The organism is Pseudarthrobacter sp. MOO13 (genome assembly GCF_058267655.1).
Map to the genome: position 1 here is coordinate 57,097 of NZ_JBZCRX010000002.1, position 16,626 is coordinate 73,722.

At 63.0% G+C, this 16,626-nt stretch carries 19 protein-coding genes; 10 read left to right on the plus strand and 9 right to left on the minus strand.

From position 1 onward, the window contains the following. Positions 1-58 precede the first annotated feature (58 nt). On the minus strand, positions 59-745 hold the full coding sequence (locus AC4EEO_RS20410) for an SOS response-associated peptidase (protein ID WP_491340463.1): 687 nt from the start codon (positions 743-745) through the stop codon (positions 59-61). Positions 746-881: 136 nt separating this feature from the next. Here AC4EEO_RS20410 and AC4EEO_RS20415 point away from each other — a divergent pair, with 136 nt between their 5' ends. Together AC4EEO_RS20415 and AC4EEO_RS20420 are read left to right on the plus strand one after the other, a co-directional pair. After that, complete coding sequence (locus AC4EEO_RS20415) at positions 882-1,337, plus strand: helicase associated domain-containing protein (RefSeq protein WP_491330990.1); 456 nt, start codon at positions 882-884, stop codon at positions 1,335-1,337. 187 nt (positions 1,338-1,524) lie between these two features. Beyond that, entirely contained in the window at positions 1,525-1,752 is a 228-nt protein-coding gene (locus AC4EEO_RS20420) for a DUF2188 domain-containing protein (protein ID WP_491330989.1), read from the plus strand. Between the two features lie 286 nt (positions 1,753-2,038). Here AC4EEO_RS20420 and AC4EEO_RS20425 read toward each other — a convergent pair whose 3' ends face one another. From AC4EEO_RS20425 to AC4EEO_RS20445, 5 genes are all read right to left on the minus strand, one after another. Then, positions 2,039-3,391: a ParB/RepB/Spo0J family partition protein gene (locus AC4EEO_RS20425; protein ID WP_491330988.1), complete on the minus strand. Its 1,353-nt coding sequence runs from the start codon at positions 3,389-3,391 to the stop codon at positions 2,039-2,041. A 471-nt stretch (positions 3,392-3,862) separates the two neighbouring features. Beyond that, entirely contained in the window at positions 3,863-4,012 is a 150-nt protein-coding gene (locus tag AC4EEO_RS20430) for a hypothetical protein (protein WP_491330987.1), read from the minus strand. 189 nt (positions 4,013-4,201) lie between these two features. Next, the gene (locus AC4EEO_RS20435) at positions 4,202-5,188 is read right to left on the minus strand and encodes a DUF4192 family protein (RefSeq protein ID WP_491340455.1); all 987 of its coding nucleotides are present in this window, start codon (positions 5,186-5,188) and stop codon (positions 4,202-4,204) included. Between the two features lie 616 nt (positions 5,189-5,804). Beyond that, a complete protein-coding gene (locus AC4EEO_RS20440) occupies positions 5,805-6,155 on the minus strand; it encodes a DUF3846 domain-containing protein (RefSeq protein WP_491330985.1) in 351 nt (116 codons plus the stop codon). An 80-nt stretch (positions 6,156-6,235) separates the two neighbouring features. After that, positions 6,236-6,667 (minus strand): hypothetical protein, encoded by a 432-nt coding sequence (locus AC4EEO_RS20445; RefSeq protein WP_491330984.1) that lies wholly within the window; start codon positions 6,665-6,667, stop codon positions 6,236-6,238. Between the two features lie 662 nt (positions 6,668-7,329). Between AC4EEO_RS20445 and AC4EEO_RS20450 the strand changes: the two genes are divergently transcribed. The 5 genes from AC4EEO_RS20450 to AC4EEO_RS20470 all read left to right on the plus strand — a co-directional run bounded on the left by AC4EEO_RS20450 (position 7,330) and on the right by AC4EEO_RS20470 (position 10,838). Then, positions 7,330-7,521, plus strand: a complete 192-nt coding sequence (locus AC4EEO_RS20450; RefSeq protein WP_491330983.1) for a hypothetical protein — start codon at positions 7,330-7,332, stop codon at positions 7,519-7,521. 46 nt (positions 7,522-7,567) lie between these two features. Next, the gene (locus tag AC4EEO_RS20455) at positions 7,568-8,584 is read left to right on the plus strand and encodes an ATP-dependent DNA ligase (protein ID WP_491330982.1); all 1,017 of its coding nucleotides are present in this window, start codon (positions 7,568-7,570) and stop codon (positions 8,582-8,584) included. 143 nt (positions 8,585-8,727) lie between these two features. Beyond that, on the plus strand, positions 8,728-9,159 hold the full coding sequence (locus tag AC4EEO_RS20460; RefSeq protein ID WP_491330981.1) for a LexA family protein: 432 nt from the start codon (positions 8,728-8,730) through the stop codon (positions 9,157-9,159). A gap of 8 nt (positions 9,160-9,167) precedes the next feature. Then, positions 9,168-10,466 carry a Y-family DNA polymerase gene (locus AC4EEO_RS20465; protein WP_491330980.1) on the plus strand — a complete coding sequence of 433 codons (1,299 nt, stop codon included), beginning with the start codon at positions 9,168-9,170 and terminating at the stop codon, positions 10,464-10,466. A 39-nt stretch (positions 10,467-10,505) separates the two neighbouring features. Further along, on the plus strand, positions 10,506-10,838 hold the full coding sequence (locus AC4EEO_RS20470) for a hypothetical protein (protein WP_491330979.1): 333 nt from the start codon (positions 10,506-10,508) through the stop codon (positions 10,836-10,838). A 190-nt stretch (positions 10,839-11,028) separates the two neighbouring features. Here the strand turns inward: AC4EEO_RS20470 and AC4EEO_RS20475 are convergent, their stop codons facing one another. The 3 genes from AC4EEO_RS20475 to AC4EEO_RS20485 all read right to left on the minus strand — a co-directional run bounded on the left by AC4EEO_RS20475 (position 11,029) and on the right by AC4EEO_RS20485 (position 12,732). Then, positions 11,029-11,514, minus strand: a complete 486-nt coding sequence (locus AC4EEO_RS20475) for a hypothetical protein (protein ID WP_491330978.1) — start codon at positions 11,512-11,514, stop codon at positions 11,029-11,031. 136 nt (positions 11,515-11,650) lie between these two features. Beyond that, positions 11,651-12,106, minus strand: coding sequence for a hypothetical protein (locus tag AC4EEO_RS20480; protein ID WP_491330977.1), 456 nt, complete (start codon positions 12,104-12,106; stop codon positions 11,651-11,653). Between the two features lie 8 nt (positions 12,107-12,114). Further along, positions 12,115-12,732, minus strand: a complete 618-nt coding sequence (locus AC4EEO_RS20485; RefSeq protein ID WP_491330976.1) for a MerR family transcriptional regulator — start codon at positions 12,730-12,732, stop codon at positions 12,115-12,117. Positions 12,733-13,404: 672 nt separating this feature from the next. On the opposite strand from AC4EEO_RS20485, the gene AC4EEO_RS20490 reads away from it, so the two are divergent. The 3 genes from AC4EEO_RS20490 to AC4EEO_RS20500 all read left to right on the plus strand — a co-directional run bounded on the left by AC4EEO_RS20490 (position 13,405) and on the right by AC4EEO_RS20500 (position 16,598). Continuing rightward, entirely contained in the window at positions 13,405-13,584 is a 180-nt protein-coding gene (locus AC4EEO_RS20490) for a hypothetical protein (RefSeq protein WP_491340456.1), read from the plus strand. 399 nt (positions 13,585-13,983) lie between these two features. Next, positions 13,984-14,481: an NYN domain-containing protein gene (locus AC4EEO_RS20495; protein WP_491330974.1), complete on the plus strand. Its 498-nt coding sequence runs from the start codon at positions 13,984-13,986 to the stop codon at positions 14,479-14,481. Then, complete coding sequence (locus AC4EEO_RS20500; protein WP_491340457.1) at positions 14,478-16,598, plus strand: N-6 DNA methylase; 2,121 nt, start codon at positions 14,478-14,480, stop codon at positions 16,596-16,598. The genes AC4EEO_RS20495 and AC4EEO_RS20500 overlap by 4 nt, the downstream gene beginning before the upstream one ends. The last annotated feature ends 28 nt before the right edge of the window (positions 16,599-16,626 follow it).

Sequence of the window (16,626 nt, forward strand, 5' to 3'; positions counted from 1 at the left end):
CCAGGCCATCCGGCCGGACCGGCGGCTGGCCTGTGCTCAGCCAGCGGGTTGCCCCGTCTTACTGGGCGGGCTCGATGAGTTCGGGACCGTTGTTGCGGACGCTGTTGACGCGGGTGCTGACGATCCGTGGGGTGAGGACGGGATCGGGCAGGGTGTCGAGCAGGTGCTGGACGTCGTTCTTGTCGGCCAGGTCCGGGTCGAGCCATTCGTTGATGCGGTCGGGCGGGATGATGACCGGTGACCGGTCGTGGATATGGCCGAGCGTGTCCTGGGTGGTGGTGGTGAGGACGGTGCAGCTGAGTAGCCACTTCCCCGGATCATCTTCGGGCACGGTAGGGTCGGCCCACCACTCGTACAGGCCGGCGAAGGCCAGCAGATCATCCTGCTCCGAGTACAGGTAATTCGGGATCTTCTTCCCGTCCTCGGTTTTCTGCCATTCGTAATAACCCTCGGCAGGGACCAGGCAGCGGCGCTTCACCGCGGCCTTACGGAACGAAGGCTTCTCGAGGATACTCTCGCTGCGGGCATTGATGAGCTTGTTGCCGATTTTGATGTCCTTGGCCCAGGACGGCACGAGGCCCCAGTGGGCCACAAGCAGGTGCCGGTCGAGAGTGCCTTCGTCCAGGCGCTCGGCCACGATGGGCACGTCCTGGGTGGGGGCGACGTTCCAGCTCGGCGGGGGCGGAGTTCCTTCGACCTCTTTGGCCTCAAAGGCGCTGAGCAGGTCTCCGGTGGCTTTGGACATCACGTAGCGGCCGCACATGAGCCCATTCTGCCCGAACCCGCTACAAGCTCCAGCACCCCGACCAGCGCCGTAGTTGGGTGCTGGTCGGCGGGTAGCCTGACATCGGACACAGTCCGGGCCCGTCCCGGGACCCGCGGTGTCAGCGAAGGGGCGGCTGTATGGATGGGGTGAGGCGGCAGGCGGAGGGCCGGTTGCCGAGCAGCAAGTCCGCGTCCATGCGGGAGCGGTCCTTGGAGTCCTGGCTGGCGCCAAGCGGCAGCAATCCCACCTCTCCCCCGCCTACCGGGACGGGCTGAGGGAGATTCCGGGCTGGGATACCCCGCGGCGGCAGAAAGAGCAGTGCGAAGAGCTCTGGAACCAGGGCTTCACCGAACTGGCCGACTACCGTGCCGCGTGCAATGACTGGCCCCTCCACAAGGAAGCAGGCTCGGAGCAGGAGCGGCTGCTCGGGGTGTGGCTGCACAGCCAGCGGATCACGTACCGGGACGGGACGCCCCCCGGGCAGGGAATCAGGGCTGAATACGGAGCTTCCTCGTTGGCGGCGGGGCCGGAGGCCCGGCAGGCGCCCACAGCCCACGCGGGGTACGGGTGACGGCGCGCCGCTTGAAAAGTAAGCATGCTTGCTATTAGTTTGGTGGCAGTTGCTCCGCCGGTCCCCCATCCGGCGGAGCAACTGCAAAGGAACGGCCCCACATGACTGACTCGTGGTGCGGGGCCTTTCCGCTTCCCGCAGCGGCGGGGGCAGGTGTCAGTGAACCGATCGGCAGAGGGAGTGTGCAGTGGCTCAGGGCGACATCGAGACCTTTTACGAGAACGGCGAGTGGAAAAACAAGCGCGAGGGCGCCGGCCGGGCGTTCGGGTCCGGATACGGCACCAAGGACGAAGCAGTCACCGTTGGCCGGGACACCGCGAAGGCTGACAAGGTCGAGCACGTCATCAAGAACCAAGACGGACAGATCGCCGGGAAAAACAGCTACGGCAACGACCCCCGGAACGTCCCGGGCTAAGTAGCCGAGGTTCCGTGAGAGCAAAAAGGGCCAGCATAGCCGGCCCTTTTTGCTCTCCTCGGACAAAGGAAATCTGGTGAAACTCTACCAGCCACTGCAGGTGCAGCGCGGCACGCTGCTGCGGGTCGCGCGTCTTGCGTGAACGGCGGTCCGCCGCTGGTGAGTGGCAGCTGTGGTTGGCACCGGGCGGCGGACCGCCCGGCTTCTGGAAGGTTCCTGGCGCTCGGACGATGAGTGGCCGGGGGGCCTTGCCGGGCGGCGTTCGCTTCCGCCCGGCAAGGGGTGTTTATGCTGCCGATTCTTCCTCGGCCGGTTGGCCGCTGTCGATGATGATTTGTTCAGTCGCGGATGCGGTGTAGCCCCAGAGGACCAGCTGGTTCAGGTAGTCCCTGTGGGTTCGGGACGGGGACCGCCATGAGTCCTTGGCGATGGTCTTTTCGTATCCGGCACAGACCAGCGCAATAAGCGATATCTCGGGACGTGCGGTGGACTTAGCCACGTGGGTGCGGAGCGGGTTCCATCCCCACGTCTTCGACCCTTCAATCTTCGCGCCGGCCATCTCGGCCGCCACCTCACCGTCGTAGCCGCTGGCGGTTTCGGGATGATGGGTGATGGCGTGGACGGCGAAGTACTGCCAGCCCTTGGGCGGCTGTTTCTTTGCCAGCAGGTTTTTGACCCATTCACGGCGTACCGTGGTCGCGGACTGCATGAGCTTGTTGTTCTCTATCAGGGTCTTCCGTTCGGCTTTCTGTTCCTCGGTCATGGGGCCTTTGGCGGCCGAGGAGGTGCCGTAGCCGCTGTAGTAGCGGAGCGTGAAGCCCAGGTCTTTCCAGCCGGTGACGACGGCGACGGTGGAGTGTTCTCCCCGGTAGTCCGTCTCGATGTAGACGGCGTTTCCGTCCTCGTCGGTGGCTGGTTCCCCGTCTGCCCTTTTCAGGGAAGTAACACGAAGTGTTTGGCTGTCCTCTCCGTACCCGCATTCGGCAACAACAATCGTTCCGGCCGCTTGCAGTTCGGCGGTGAGAGCGGCCAGTGCGGCGGCGCGGTCGCGCTTGTCACGGAGCTGCTGGGTGACGTGCAGGAGCATGTCGGGTTCGTCCATGATGACCGATTCGAGCTCGGCGGTGGCGTCCTCGTCTGACTCAAACTCAGCGAGGATTAACGCTTCCTCAACGGTGTAGCCCTTGCCCAGGGCGGCGGCTCCGGTGTCGGTGGACTTGGCTTTGAGAGCGGATTCGACGGTGGTCTTGGTCCGTCCGGTCTTTTTGGCGATCGCGGCGGCCGAAACCCCGATGAGGGACAGCTGGTGGTAGGCGTCGGCTTCGTCGGCTTCGGTGAGTTCGGCGCGCTGGATGTTCTCCACTACCTGCGTGACGATGCGTTCGGCCTCTTCCGGGCTGTCGATGATCATGACCGGGATGAGGGGCCGTTCGGCTTCGACGGCGGCGCGGGTGCGCCGCTGGCCCATCAGCACGTGCACGGTGCCGTCGTCCTTGCGGTGGGCGATCACCGGTTCCATCACGCCGTGTTCCTTGATGCTGGCCACGAAATCCGTGGTCAGGGCGGCGTCTTTCCGGACGTTGACGTCGACGGTCAGGGTTGCCGGGTCGAGCATTTCCAGTGTGGGTGTTGCGTTCATTGTTGGTGGTGCTCCTTCTTGTCCGAGAAGTGGGTGGGTGGGGGCGGTGCGTGGTGACCGGCCAGCTCCCCGTCTCCCCCGGTTGTTTTTTGCCTGCTGGCAAGCTCGCTTGCTCGGTGCCCGAACCGGCCCGTCTACCCATCGGGCAAGAGCCGAAAAATCTTGCGGGACAGTCGCGCCAGCGGCGGTCCCTGGCCTAAGAATTTTCGGCTCGCAGGCCCCCGGAGGGGGCTAGACGGGTTGGGTCGGGTACCTAGAATCCGAAGGACAGCAGCAAAAAACGTCGTAGACACAACAGGTGATGACGGGCCGGAGCTCTGCGACGGACTGGCAACACCCAACAGCCAGCCGCGCCAGCGGACGCCCCTTTCTGGTCTTGAACACCAAGGAGCCGGCACCCTTGCGGGCGCCGGCTCCTTGGTTTTCCTCGGACAAAGGAAGTCACGGGTGCAGCGTCAGCGCTGCGCAGGTTTAGAAGTTGTGGTGTTCCTGGGCCCAGCCGAGATCCACCGGCGTGGCCGGTTGGCCGGCGGTGAGCAGGCTGAGTTCGATGATGTCTTCGGCGAGGCTGGCGTTCTCGCCGGGCTTGTCGTCCTCGGTGAGGATGTAGTCGGTTCCCATGCTCGCGCTTCCTGGTCGGTGCAGTGTCTGGTGTTCACTGTAGCCGTGGTTTCTGCGCGTTGACTGGGTGTGTGGCTGCGCCCGCGCCAGCGTGACCGGCGGCCGGGGGAGCGCAGCGGAGGAGGCCGCCCCGCCACCACGAGAAGGAGGCCGGGCCGGATCGTGTGGTGATCCGGCCCGGCCCGTTTGTCACTGGATGAGGCGGCGCTGGTACGCGGTTTCGGGGTTGCGGGCGACGTCCGCGATGTAGCCGCGGTTGATCAGTTCCCGCAACAGCACGGCGAGGCGGAAATCAGGTACGTCTTCGGCGGCGAGCTTCAGGTAGCGGTCCGCCTGGGATCCGCTGCCTTTGAGCCATTGAAGCCAGCCCATCAGGGTCAGCATGGGGGCGCGCTGCCCGCCAGGTACAACCTTCATTAGCTCGAATGCCTCGGCTTCCGCGCGGTCCACGCGGTCCCAGTCAGGGCGGCTGGTGAATTTACCCATCAGGGTGTCTCCGAAGTCGCCGTTGTGCGTGGTGATGGTGTCCCGGAACAGGTAGTCGCGAATGTGGCGGTGCTGGAATGCTGCAGCCAGCTGGCGGGCCGTCTCCGTCTCCGGCGGCATAGGTGCCCCGTCCAGCGCGGCGTCCCACATTCCGCACGCGAATCCCAGGTCCTCATCGGTGCCTTCCGGCGCCTGCACTGGAGCCGCCCACACGCCCAGCAATTCTGGGTTGTACACGTCAAGGTGCGGGGCGGACCCGAAATAGGTCAGTGTCACGTTGGCGTTGCTGTCCCGAATCTCATCCAGCGGGTTCTTCTCGGCGGTGCCGTATGTCGCCCAGTGGGTTCCCGTGACCAGCAGGACCATACGGACGGGCATCCGCGCCGTAGCCAGTTCGGACGTGAGGGCTGCGACGTGTGCGGCGTAGGGGTAGCCGTGGTCCGGGTCTTCGTCGGTGTAGACGATGACGAAGCTGCCCGTTGCGTTCTCGTCGTGGGCGGCATAGGTGGTCATCATCTGGGCGTAATCGCCCGGGTCAGCCCCTGCCGGTGCGTCCATGCGCAGGCTGGCGCCAAGGGTGCCAGCGCGGGACGTCAGCACCACGAAGGACTCTTTCGGCTCTTTGCCCAGCAGGTGCGGGACGGCAGCGATCAGGTCGGCGGAACCGGAAATGGTGAGCTTTTCAGTCATGGTTTTTGATTCTTTCTTCTTGTCCGAGAAGTGGGTGGGTGGGGCGGTTCAGGTGACCGGCCAGCTCCCCTTCTCCCCCCGTTGTTTTTTGCCTGCTGGCAAGCTCGCTTGCTCGGTGCCCGAACCGGCCCGTCTACCCATCGGGCAAGAGCCGAAAAATCTTGCGGGACCGCAGCGAAGCAAGGTCCCTGGCCTAAGAATTTTCGGCTCGCAGGCCCCCGGAGGGGGCTAGACGGGTTGGGTCGGGTACCTAGAATCCGAAGGACAGCAGCAAAAAACGTCGTAGACACAACAGGTGATGACGGGCCGGAGCTCTGCGACGGACCGGCAGCACCCAACAGCCGGCCGCGCCAGCGGACGCCCCTTTCGATGCGAGCCCTGCGAGCATGCATCTTCCCCGGCCCGGTGTCCCGCTTAGTCCGCGGCCGCCACGGCTTGCCGCGTGCACCAGGTGATCCGCGGCCCCGGATTGGCGGAATGGCGGTCCGCCGCCGGCGACCAGGCACTCAAGCCAGGCACTGGCGGCGGACCGCCCCGCGCGTCTGAACCTGAAAAGGGAAATCGGGGCACTCCCCTGCTCATGGGAAGTATTCGAGCAGGTGAGTGCCCGTCCCTGTTAGGCCGCTTCGCGTTCCAGTCCGAAGAGCTTTCGTGCGAGTTTGATCAGGTGCTCAGGAACATTGCCTTCGTCCCCGTCGTGGGTCTCGCCCAGGACTACGACGTTCCCGCAGTACACGTCTGCGAGCATGCCGGTTTTTTCAAGGACCAGCAGCCCGGCCCGGCGGTTCGGCGGGAGGTTCAGGATTTTTCCTTCCTCGTTCAGGTAGAAGTGCCAGTCATCGCCGCTCACGGCTTCGATGTTCCCGGCCACGAGGGTTTGCAGGTTCTCCAGTCTGGCGTCAATGGTTTCGACCCGGACCGGTTCGTTCGGATCGGCGGGGATGATCAGGGCGGTGCAGGTGCTCATTGGGTCTGTCCTCTCAGATGATGTGTCGTGGGGGTGCGGTGCCCCGCCGTTCAGGGGCGGGGCACCGGCTGGTGATGGGGTTAGGCTGCATCGGAGAGGTTGCAGGGCATCCGGTAGCGGCTGGGCAGTTCGGCGGCGGCTTCGGGCAAGTCTTCCGGGCCTTGGGCCTGTCCGTTCCTCCAGTGGAAGAACGCCTGTTCGCTGATCGCGGTCCAGAACCTGGCTTTTGTCCTGAACCAGTACGTGCGAACGTCGCCCTCGCAATAGGTGGCCATGCCGAACAGGTTGCCGATCTCGTCCGCGGTGCGGATCCCGGCGACCATGACGTACGGCCACTGGCCAAGGTCCCAGCCGTCACAGCCCCAGCTGGGGATCACGGACCAGCCGTGTTCACTGATGACGTCCATCCAGTCGTACCCGTCGTTCATGTGGTAATCGACCAGCACGGGAACATCGTGGATGGTCTCCCCTGTGTCGGTGGTGGTCACGGTCTTGGTGATGATGGCGTTCATTTTGGTGGTGCTCCTTCTTGTCCGAGAAGTGGGTGGGTGGGGCGGTTCGTGGTGACCGGCCAGCTCCCCTTCTCCCCCCGTTGTTTTTTGCCTGCTGGCAAGCTTGCTTGCTCGGTGCCCGAACCGGCCCGTCTACCCATCGGGCAAGAGCCGAAAAATCTTGCGGGACAGTCGCGCCAGCGGCGGTCCCTGGCCTAAGAATTTTCGGCTCGCAGGCCCCCGGAGGGGGCTAGACGGGTTGGATCGGGTACCTAGAATCCGAAGGACAGCAGCAAAAGACGTCGTAGACACAACAGGTGATGACGGGCCGGAGCTCTGCGACGGACCGGCAACACCCAACAGCCAGCCGCGCCAGCGGACGCCCCTTTCGATGCGAGCCCTGCGAGCATGCACCATCAGTTACCGCTGTGATGACCCGTGTGGCATGCTCGAAGGTGTAAGCAGCAGGATGTTTACAGCCCAGGGCAGAGGGGCCCCTTCCCCACCGGTCGCGGCCCCCTGCTTTGCCCTGGACGGTCACTGGAGTGGTTGATAGGGAGGCAAGGCCGATGGGTGTGTGGAGCTGGTTCGCCCCTCGGCGCAAGCCCGTAACGGGCGCTGGTCGCCCTGCCCTGGCAGCGGCCGTTGCCCCGGTGGAACGGGAGCCGTTGACGGCTGCGCGGGTGGCAGATCTGAACGCGGCGTGGGTCGAAGTCGCCGAGGCCGCGGAAGAGTCACCTGTCACCGGTTTTCATGCCTGTTCACGGGGCGGGAAGCCCTGGCAGGAAGATCCGGCAGCTGTGCGGGCCGTGGCGGCCCTGCTCCGCCGCGTTGACGCGGACGACGCCGCTACCGAAGGCCCTGCAGCCACGTAAGTACCGGCACGGACGTTCGTGCTGGTTTCTCCTTTAGGCTGGGCCCATGGCCGAGTTCCTGCCGCCGGCACTGCAACCGCCGGTCGCGGTTGCCCTGGCCAAACTCGTCAAATCCTTTCCCGGCCCCAACGCACTGCCCGGCGGCCTATGGGCGGAACCCAAGTGGGACGGTTTCCGCACTACGGCTTTTCATGACGGCGGCACGGTGACGCTCTGGTCCAGACAGGGCAAAGAACTCACAAAAGTCCTGCCAGACCTGGCTGCGGCCATCGCTGACCAGGTGCCACCCGGCGTAATCCTGGATGGCGAAGCCATCATCTGGAACCGGGACCGGCTGGACTTCGACGCGCTGCAGCAGCGCATGGTCACCTCCAAGGCCGCGCTGCCGGCCCTGACCAACGAGCTGCCCGCATCGTTCGTGGCCTTCGACGTGCTCGCCGTCGCCGGGCACGACACCCGGGCCCTGCCGTTCACCGGACGCCGGCAGCTGCTCGAAGAACTCGCCCGGGACTGGGCACCGCCGCTGAACCTCTCCCCCATCACCCGGAACATGGGCCAGGCGAAAACCTGGCTGCGGGATCTTCCCGCGACAGGAATCGAAGGTCTCGTCTTCAAAGGCGACCAGCCCTACGAGGCCGCCAGGATCTGGCTGAAGCTCAAGCACAAAGACGTCTGGGACATCGTGTGCGCCGCCGTGATCGGGTCCGTGTCCCAGCCGCAGGCCCTCATCGCCGGCCTGCCCGTTGGCGGCGAACTGAAGATCGTCGGCCGGTCAACCGTCCTCTCCACCAAGGTCGGCCGTGAACTGGGCCGGCACCTCCGTCCTGCCGGTCCCGGCCACCCGTGGCCCGAAGAGATCAGCGAGTCCTCCCTGAACAGATTCAGCAAGGACAAAGGCCCCGTGCGGCTGACCCTGGTCGAACCGGTCGTAGTCGAGGTCACCGCCGACGTCGCCTGGTCCGGCACATCCTTCCGACACCCCATTAGCTACCGGCGCCCCAGGCCGGAGCTGGATCCCGCCGAGGTCGGTCTTCCCCCGGAACTGCACCACCGGCACCGCTGACCGCGCGAAGACAGAAGCCCGCGGGAACATGATGCAATCACCCTCCAGCGGTCCCGCATCCAATGCAACATGGTCAGGAAAACCGAATGTCAGAGCGGGCGCGTACACTAAATTTCGAAAGTATGTTCGAATAAAGGTGTGTTGTGAGCGTGATTGTCGGTCCCCGCGTGGTAGAGGCGGGGGTGTCGTTGTTGTCGGTACTGGTCTCCCCAGTGCCGGTCGCTGCGGGGTTCCCGTCGCCGGCGCAGGACTACTTCGACGGCCGGATCGACCTGAACGAGCACCTTATTAAAGACGTCACCAGCACGTACGTGGTCCGGGTGACCGGGGAGTCCATGGAGGGTGCCGGCATCAGTGATGGGGACGAGCTGATCGTCAACCGGGCACTGGAACCCAAGGACGGATCTGTGGTTGTCGCCGTCCTGGACGGGGAACTAACCATCAAACGTCTGCGCATCACGCCGACAGGGGTGGTGCTGCAGGCCGAAAACCCGGCCTACCCCGACATTGAGGTGCCAGCCCTCAGCGACCTCGTGATCTGGGGTACCGCCGTAAGGTGCCTGCATTATGTCTAGAGGCCGGGATGTCTAAGCCGGCGGTCATGCGGCGGATGCCGCAAATCGCGCACGTGGACGTCAACTGCTTCTACGCCTCCGCCGAGCGCGCGTTCAACCCCTCTCTTGAGCGGCGCCCGGTGATCGTACTCTCGAACAACGACGGCTGCGCCGTCACCCGCTCCCCCGAGGCCAAAGCCCTGGGCATCGCCATGGGCGAGCCCTGGTTCAAGCTCGCCCCACGCGCCAAGGAATGGGGCCTGGTCGCGCTCTCAAGCAACTACGAGCTCTACGGAGACATCAGCGCCCGGGTGATGGAACTACTCGGCCGCTACTCGGCCTGGCTCGAGGTGTACAGCATCGACGAAGCCTTCCTCGGCGTCAAAGGCACCCCGACAGAGCTCGCCGAGATGGGCCGGTCGATCAAGGCCACGGTCCGGCGGAACGTCGGCGTGCCCGTCTGCGTCGGAATCGGCCCGACCAAGACCCTCGCGAAGCTGGCCAACAAGTGGGCCAAGAACAACAAGACCTTCGCCGGGGTCTGCCACTGGGACTCCATCCCCCAGGACGTACGCCAGGGCCTACTCGACCGGCTGTCCGTCGAGGAAGTGTGGGGCATCGCCGGCCGGCTCACGCGCCGGCTCAACGTCATGGGCATCTTCACCATCGCCGACCCCACCCAAGCCGACCCGGTCATGATCCGCGACAAATTCAACGTCGTCGTGATGCGCACCGTCCTGGAACTGCAGGGCACCCCCTGCATCCCAATGGAAGAAGAACGCATCGGCCGGGACCAACTCATCTTCTCCCGCTCATTCGCCAAACCCATCACCACCACGGCCGGGATCCGGCAGGTCATGAGCGTCTACGGACAGCAAGCCTCCGCCCGACTGGCCAAACACGGGCTGCAGGCCAAAGTCCTCACCGCATTCGCAGGGACCTCACACTTCAACCCCAACGACACCTCCTACCCCTCCGTCTGCATCCCGCTGCCAATGCCCACCGCCGACCCCGTCATCCTCACCAAAGCCGCCCACGCCCTCCTCCCCCGGATCGTCGAAGGCATCAGGTATGCCAAGGCGGGGATCATGGTCACCGACCTCCGCCCCACCGGCAACCAAAAACCCCTCGAACTGTTCGAGAACCGGCACGAGGAACGCCACATCGGCCCCCTCCTCGAAGACGTCACCCGCCGCTACGGCCGCGGCTCCATCGGCCTCGGCTACGGCGGGATCCGCGGCGGACCGGACTGGACCATGAAACGCGACATGCTCTCGCCCAGATACACCACCCACTGGGACGAACTCCCCCTCGTCAAAGCCGCCTAACCACCCGACCCAGCAAAACCAGAAAGAACACCACCAGCGATGACCATCACCCCCGAAGCACCCACACTCAGCATCCCCGTCGATGTCCGCTTCACCCCCGCCGGCACTCCCCTCGCCGTCCGCTACGACGGCCGGATCTGGGCCGTTGATCCCACCCTCGACAGCGCCCACTGGTATACCAGAGACGCCTGGTGGGAAACCCGCCAAACCATCCCCGTCGGCATCGGCAACGTCGTCGACATCGAACACTGGCAAGTCCAGGTCCGCCTGACCTCGACCTCGGCACTTCAAACGTTCGAACTGCGCCGCGACCCATTGTCGGACCAGTGGCTGCTCGAAGCCATCACCGATGAGGGCGCGGCCGCGGCATAGCCCGCCCGGGCGCCGGAACGGACTACCGGGCCGTTGCCCACAGCCGGGGGCAACTCTTTATGGGTTACCAAACGCTACGACTCCTAAGGGCTATACCCCAACGCGCTCCTAAATCCCGCCCGTGGATAACCCGAATTGACCACAACCATGGACAACTCAAAGATCACCTCGAGCGACAGGAAGTCCAGCTCTAAGAGCGTTTGGGCTGCAGCCAAGTTCCATAGACGACACGGCGGCGCCTACGCGACAGGAATTCGGCAGCCGGCCGCATACGAGTGATGGCTTCAGGGTTTCTCAGAACATGGAGGCTTACTTCGAAGTCCCAGGCTTCCTGCTGGTTCCGGTCTAGGGTGAAGGGAAACACGGGTTCCTTTGAGGCGTTCGGAGGATCAAATAGCGATGCGATGCCGCCTCCGCCGTGAGAGGCCGGAATCATTTGTACAGGGGAATTCTTGCGCTCGATCTGCCAATAAGCAGAGAGAACCAGTGTGGCATGGTTTCCGGTATTGGAAATTTCCACACTGAACGAGCTTTTATCCGTTTCTGCCGTTCCCAATCCGCCCAACCATTGTCTTCCGTTGACGGTGACGACGGCCCGGTCCCAACGCCAGGTCCGCCAAGCCACGAGAAGTGCCAGTAAGAACGCTGCCGTAGAAACAATCTCTGAATACCCCATCAGACAATTATTGCTGGCTTAGCATAAGTCGCTGTCTTCGAGCGCAATTCAAATGTGGCAAGACCATAGGGCTAACGCATATTGGTGCTACCGGTTCGACAAGCTCGCAGCCGGGCGACCAACAGGCAGCCCAGCATCAGGACACTGATGCGGGTACGGATGCCCTGTAGCTGTGGCTCTGCATGTATTGCGACAAGGGTTTTGCCGTGAAGCGCTCGTGGGGTTGGCGTTGCAGGGCGTTGATCTTGTAAGCCGTGGGCTCGTCTTTCCACTCCTGCACAATCAAGGGAAGTGCCGCAATGATGGCAGCACTCTGGAGTGCGATCGCCGTGACTCCCCTGACCCCCTGGGGAGTCTGCTTCATGCCTATCCAGTGGAGCTCGTTATCAAAGAGGCTGCGTGTCTCGTCCGCCTCTTGAAGGTGCCGTAGGTCATGCGTGATGATTGCGTTCATTCCCAGTTCCCGGAGTCTAGGAAAGAGACGCAAGTCCTTTTCGCCTTCTAGGTCCAAGTCCTGGGTGGTCACGAAATCGTGCCAGGGGAACATCGTCCGTAGATGCTGGCTGACCTGAACCACAAAGTTCTCGTCCATGAAAAACTTCATCCCGCATCACGCACCATATGGTCGAACATGATGGCATCGCGGGCGGCGTCTGGTGAAACGGTGGGATAGAAGTGGGCAATGTTTTCGACGGTGATGGTTTCACCATCCACAATGCTTGCCACTGCGTCGAAGGCGATTCGAGTTTCGCGAATGGTAGGCCAGCCGCCCATCCGGCTGACGTTAACCTCGAGGTAAGGCATAGGGTGCTGGAAAGGAACGACCACGTCCCCGTGCATGTTCTTGAACGATGAAAAAATCTCTTGGAATGTGAACAGCCGCAGCTGCCCTGGCTGTCCAACGAGTTCGATCAGATTTCCAGCGTCATCTTTGAGAATCACACTACGAGCATCGGCACCGAAGGTGTAGGCAGAAAGGTGCTCGTCGTAGGAGAGTCTCCGCAGGACGGAGAAAGCAAGACGGATGCGCTGCAGGGAAAGCTTGGCCCGAAGAAAGGCTATGGCGCGTAAGGCCATCAGGTCTCGGTAGGAATATTGAAGCACTCCGCCTTCTGCTGTTGGCAGCTCAGGTTCAAAGACACCCTCTCGCCTCCAGCGCCTCAGCTGGGAGACAGTCGTCCCGGTCAGGACAGCCGCCATGCGCACGTCGAAAGCCATTATTTCCCCCTCTTATAGTCATTTTGCACCGTTATCGGTAAGGGCAATCGTTGGCTCGCCGATATAGGCCCCGGGGCAAGCGTCGCCTGCGGCCGGCGAGGCCCCCTGCACTCCTGCCCTCGGCGCGGTTAGTACCGTTAGGGGCGACTAAGCTGAAGCGCCGCCAATCCCTGGACGTGGTGTGCGCGGCCGTTATCGGTCCGATGGACCGGCCACAGTACGTCGTGGCCGGTCTGCCCGTGGAACCGCCAGCTAAGGATTGTTTGCCGCTCCATGGTGTTGCCGCTGAAAGCTGCTCGGGACCTAGGCCCATACCTGGGGCCGCCACAAGGCCCACACCCATGGCCGGAGACAATCACGGAAACCACCTGAACAGATTCAGCAAGGACAAAATCCGTAACCCTGTCATTGATAGAGCCCTTGCTGGTAGAAATTTCCGCTGACGTCGCCTGGACGGGCAACGCCTTCCGTCATGCATTCCGGTACCTGCGGCGCCGACCGGATCTGTCGACGGAGCGTGTGCAGCTGCCGGTTCGGTAACCGCTGCAACCGCAGTTCGAGCCTGTCTGCACGTAAGCGAAACCGGCCGCACACATGGGAGCTAGATCCTCCGACCGCCGGAGTTTCTAGTCAACCACTGGGCGTCGTACCCAGTAGAAAGGCGGAAACGCCATGGTGCTGCCCGTAATTCTGATCATCGCTGCGCTGGGACTTTGGTGGCTCATCGTGCCCCTTGTTCACCGCTTCGGCTTGAACATCACCACGCCCGTGGGGCTGCTCGTCTGCACCCTCACGGCTACCATCGCCGCGCTTCTGGCAGGAGGCCTATCCGCCCTGACGAACGCGCTGTAGCAGGGGCAAAACCGCTGCGGGGTCTGCGTATGGCAGACGCCGCAGCGGGTCTCACAGTCCAGCGTTGGCATGTGCCAGGACGCGGCACCAAGCGAGCTATCGAACTGGACGGGCCCCTAGGGGGTCGGTGATCCGCCCCCCTTTCCTACTCCGAGGCATCGGCAACCTGCTGGCGTTGAGGACATGGCTCCAAGGGTCCCGTCCTGCCTCTAACTGCCCGAAGCCAGGTGCGCTTGACAGGTACCAAGCGAAAATATATTTGTGAACTCACATTGCAGTTGACTAGTCCGTGAATTCGCCTTAAGCTGTTTACATCATCAGATAGCCCACCGAAGGGGGCCTTCTTACAGCGAAAGGTACAAAATGACTAGAAAGCACAGCCCACAGAGGCCGTCCAGAATGAATTGCCAGCGCGGTCGAACCCTGTATGTCATTGATGTAGAAAACATGGCGGGCAGCTGTGAACTCAGTGCAGTAGATGTTGCGAAGATACGCACCCGCATCCATATGACCGTTGAACCGCGAAGTGGCGACCACACGGTGATTGGCGCCAGCCATTTCAACGCCGCAGCCGCCTACTTCGGCTGGTCCGGCACAGTGCAGCGACTCGCTCGCAGCGGAAAAGATGGCGCCGACATGGCGCTACTCGATGCCATAAGCGACGTCTCCTGGATTGCTGACCACTATGACCGCATTGTGTTGGCGTCGGGAGACCACGCCTTCGCGTATGCAGTTGCTGCCCTCAAAGCCGAGGGCGTACAGGTCATCGTTATCCGGCCCGACGCGGGGTTCTCAAATAGGATGCGGCTGGTCGCAGGCCCTGACCTCATGCTGCTCAAATCACCCGCCCCCACCAACGTCATCAATCTGTTCCGCACAAACAAGAAGGCTGCATGAGCGCCCCCAAGAGCACCCTCACACTCTCCGCCAGCGACGTTGCTCAACTAGCAAGCGTAGGTCGCTCCACTGTCAGTAACTGGCGCCAACGCCATGAGGACTTCCCCAAACCCGTCGCCGGCAGTGCGGCAAGTCCACGCTTTGACGCAGCGGAAATCCGTGCCTGGCTAAATGCCAACGGCAAAGAGATTAAGGACCTGTCGTTCGACCGCACAATTTCGAGCGCCATGGACCTCTGGCGCGGTATTGCGCCTCCTGAAGAACTGGGCGGGCTTGCCAGCGCCCTCATCATCTGGCGGTACGTCTCGGACCCCGACTCCCCTGGTTTCGAAGACACACTGCCCGTGGAAACTTGGTGGCCGAACCTGCGTGAAGCTGGATCCGAAGGCGACCTCATCGGCCGGATCCAGCACGGGATGCATTTTTATGAGGCTTCCCACCCGAAGCGCCAACCTCTCTTTGAGGCAGTCGCCGGTAGCGGAATGAGCAATGGGCTGTTCCAAGAGATGGAGAGGCGCTCGGGGCTACTCACCCGGTTCTTAGACGCCCTCAGTAGCTTCGAGGCCACCCGTATAGGGGAAGCCTTCATCTCCTTCCAAGACCACTTGACCTATTCTGCCCGCCGCGGCTACGACGAGCACGCCACCAGCCCTGCCCTCGTGAACCTAGTAGCAAAGGTGGGAAAAACCATTCCTGGCCCGGTGCACGATCCAGTAGCCGGCTCCGGACGCATGCTGCTAGCCGTCGGCAGCCAGGGCAAGAGCCGTACCGCGCTGACTGGCCAAGACATCAGCGTCGCAGCCTGCGTGCAGGCGAACCAGCGAGCCTTGGTCACTGCCCGCGAGAACGTGAGAGTGCGACCTGGAGACGTCTTCCAAAACGACCTTTTCGAACCAGGACTCGCGCAGGTCGTGGTCATGGATCCCCCCTACAATGCCTCCTACCATCAACACGAACGTCTTTACTTGGATCCGCGTCTGCCCTATGGAACCCCACCAAAGTCGAGCATGGATACTGCATGGCTTCAGCTTGCGCTGTGGTACCTCGGCACCCAGGGGCGCGCTTTCGTCCTACAGCCGGCGGGCAGCGCCTTCCAGGGCGGGCCAGCCGGCCGGATCCGAGCTGCCATGCTGCAGCACAGGACCGTCGAGGCAGTCGTCGCGCTGCCCGGCGGACTCGCCACTCAGACGCAAATCCCCCTGAACCTATGGGTCCTGGCGCGCCCTAATGAAACGACCGACCCGGAGCGGGTATTGCTAATTGACCTGCGTCACAGCAAAGACGTAAATGCCGATGCCGTTGCCGATGCACTCCAAGGTTGGCGCGACAGTCGCTTGGTGCCGACTAAGCTGCCGGCCGGAGCTTTCACCATCGCCGAGATTCTCGCAGACGACGCGAACCTTACGCCGCAGCGGTGGCTTTCTTCCACGGAGACGGCGCCGGCTGTGGAAGAAGTACGCGCCAACGTTGAGGAGCTCCATCGAGCAGTGATGCAGACGAAACCGCTGGAAAGACTCAGTGCGTCCTCCTTTGTTGCTGCTGCACAGGCTCCGAAGCTGATCTCGGTTTCCGACCTCCTGAAGGCTGGAAGTGTGATGGTCCTCAAGGCCAACGAGCGCGTCCGCGAGACTGACTACAGCAGCGAGGGCACGCCAGTAGTTACTGGTCGATGGATTCGCGGCGAAGAGGAATCAAGGCGCATTAACCTGAGCATCCTCGAAGGTGCTCATGTCATCACCCGGCCCGGCGATATTCTCGTCCAAAACATGGGCGGACTAGCAGCACGCATGGACTCTGAAGGCGGGCGCGCGCTACTTAGTTCGAGTTTCCAACTCCTCCGACTGACAAGCGATTCCGTGATCCGACCGCAGTTCGTCGCCGAGTTCCTGGCGACATCCAGCAACCAAGCGCAGGCAACAGGTAGCGGGATCCAACGTATCCGTCTTCAGGACATCAAGATTCCACTGCTGACGCTGGAGGAACAGGACAAGGTTCTGGGACGGCTCGCGGAAATACGCCACCTCCACGCGGCGGCCCACGCCGTCCTCAACGCCGCCACCAATACCCGCCAGAATCTTGTCGAAGCAATTGCCGCTGGAACCGTCCGAATCACGTGATGCCGACCACCGCGAAGATTAGGCTGCT

Excerpts from the sequence above, each read along its gene's own strand:
- AC4EEO_RS20470 (WP_491330979.1), top strand. The coding sequence starts at position 10,506 with ATGACCATCACCCCCGAAGCACCCACACTCAGCATCCCCGTCGATGTC.
- AC4EEO_RS20475 (WP_491330978.1), bottom strand. The coding sequence starts at position 11,514 with ATGGGGTATTCAGAGATTGTTTCTACGGCAGCGTTCTTACTGGCACTT.
- AC4EEO_RS20495 (WP_491330974.1), top strand. The coding sequence starts at position 13,984 with ATGAATTGCCAGCGCGGTCGAACCCTGTATGTCATTGATGTAGAAAAC.
- AC4EEO_RS20410 (WP_491340463.1), bottom strand. The coding sequence starts at position 745 with ATGTCCAAAGCCACCGGAGACCTGCTCAGCGCCTTTGAGGCCAAAGAG.
- AC4EEO_RS20455 (WP_491330982.1), top strand. The coding sequence starts at position 7,568 with ATGGCCGAGTTCCTGCCGCCGGCACTGCAACCGCCGGTCGCGGTTGCC.
- AC4EEO_RS20465 (WP_491330980.1), top strand. The coding sequence starts at position 9,168 with ATGTCTAAGCCGGCGGTCATGCGGCGGATGCCGCAAATCGCGCACGTG.
- AC4EEO_RS20500 (WP_491340457.1), top strand. The coding sequence starts at position 14,478 with ATGAGCGCCCCCAAGAGCACCCTCACACTCTCCGCCAGCGACGTTGCT.
- AC4EEO_RS20440 (WP_491330985.1), bottom strand. The coding sequence starts at position 6,155 with ATGAGCACCTGCACCGCCCTGATCATCCCCGCCGATCCGAACGAACCG.
- AC4EEO_RS20485 (WP_491330976.1), bottom strand. The coding sequence starts at position 12,732 with ATGGCTTTCGACGTGCGCATGGCGGCTGTCCTGACCGGGACGACTGTC.
- AC4EEO_RS20490 (WP_491340456.1), top strand. The coding sequence starts at position 13,405 with ATGGTGCTGCCCGTAATTCTGATCATCGCTGCGCTGGGACTTTGGTGG.
- AC4EEO_RS20480 (WP_491330977.1), bottom strand. The coding sequence starts at position 12,106 with ATGGACGAGAACTTTGTGGTTCAGGTCAGCCAGCATCTACGGACGATG.
- AC4EEO_RS20430 (WP_491330987.1), bottom strand. The coding sequence starts at position 4,012 with ATGGGAACCGACTACATCCTCACCGAGGACGACAAGCCCGGCGAGAAC.
- AC4EEO_RS20435 (WP_491340455.1), bottom strand. The coding sequence starts at position 5,188 with ATGACTGAAAAGCTCACCATTTCCGGTTCCGCCGACCTGATCGCTGCC.
- AC4EEO_RS20445 (WP_491330984.1), bottom strand. The coding sequence starts at position 6,667 with ATGAACGCCATCATCACCAAGACCGTGACCACCACCGACACAGGGGAG.
- AC4EEO_RS20425 (WP_491330988.1), bottom strand. The coding sequence starts at position 3,391 with ATGAACGCAACACCCACACTGGAAATGCTCGACCCGGCAACCCTGACC.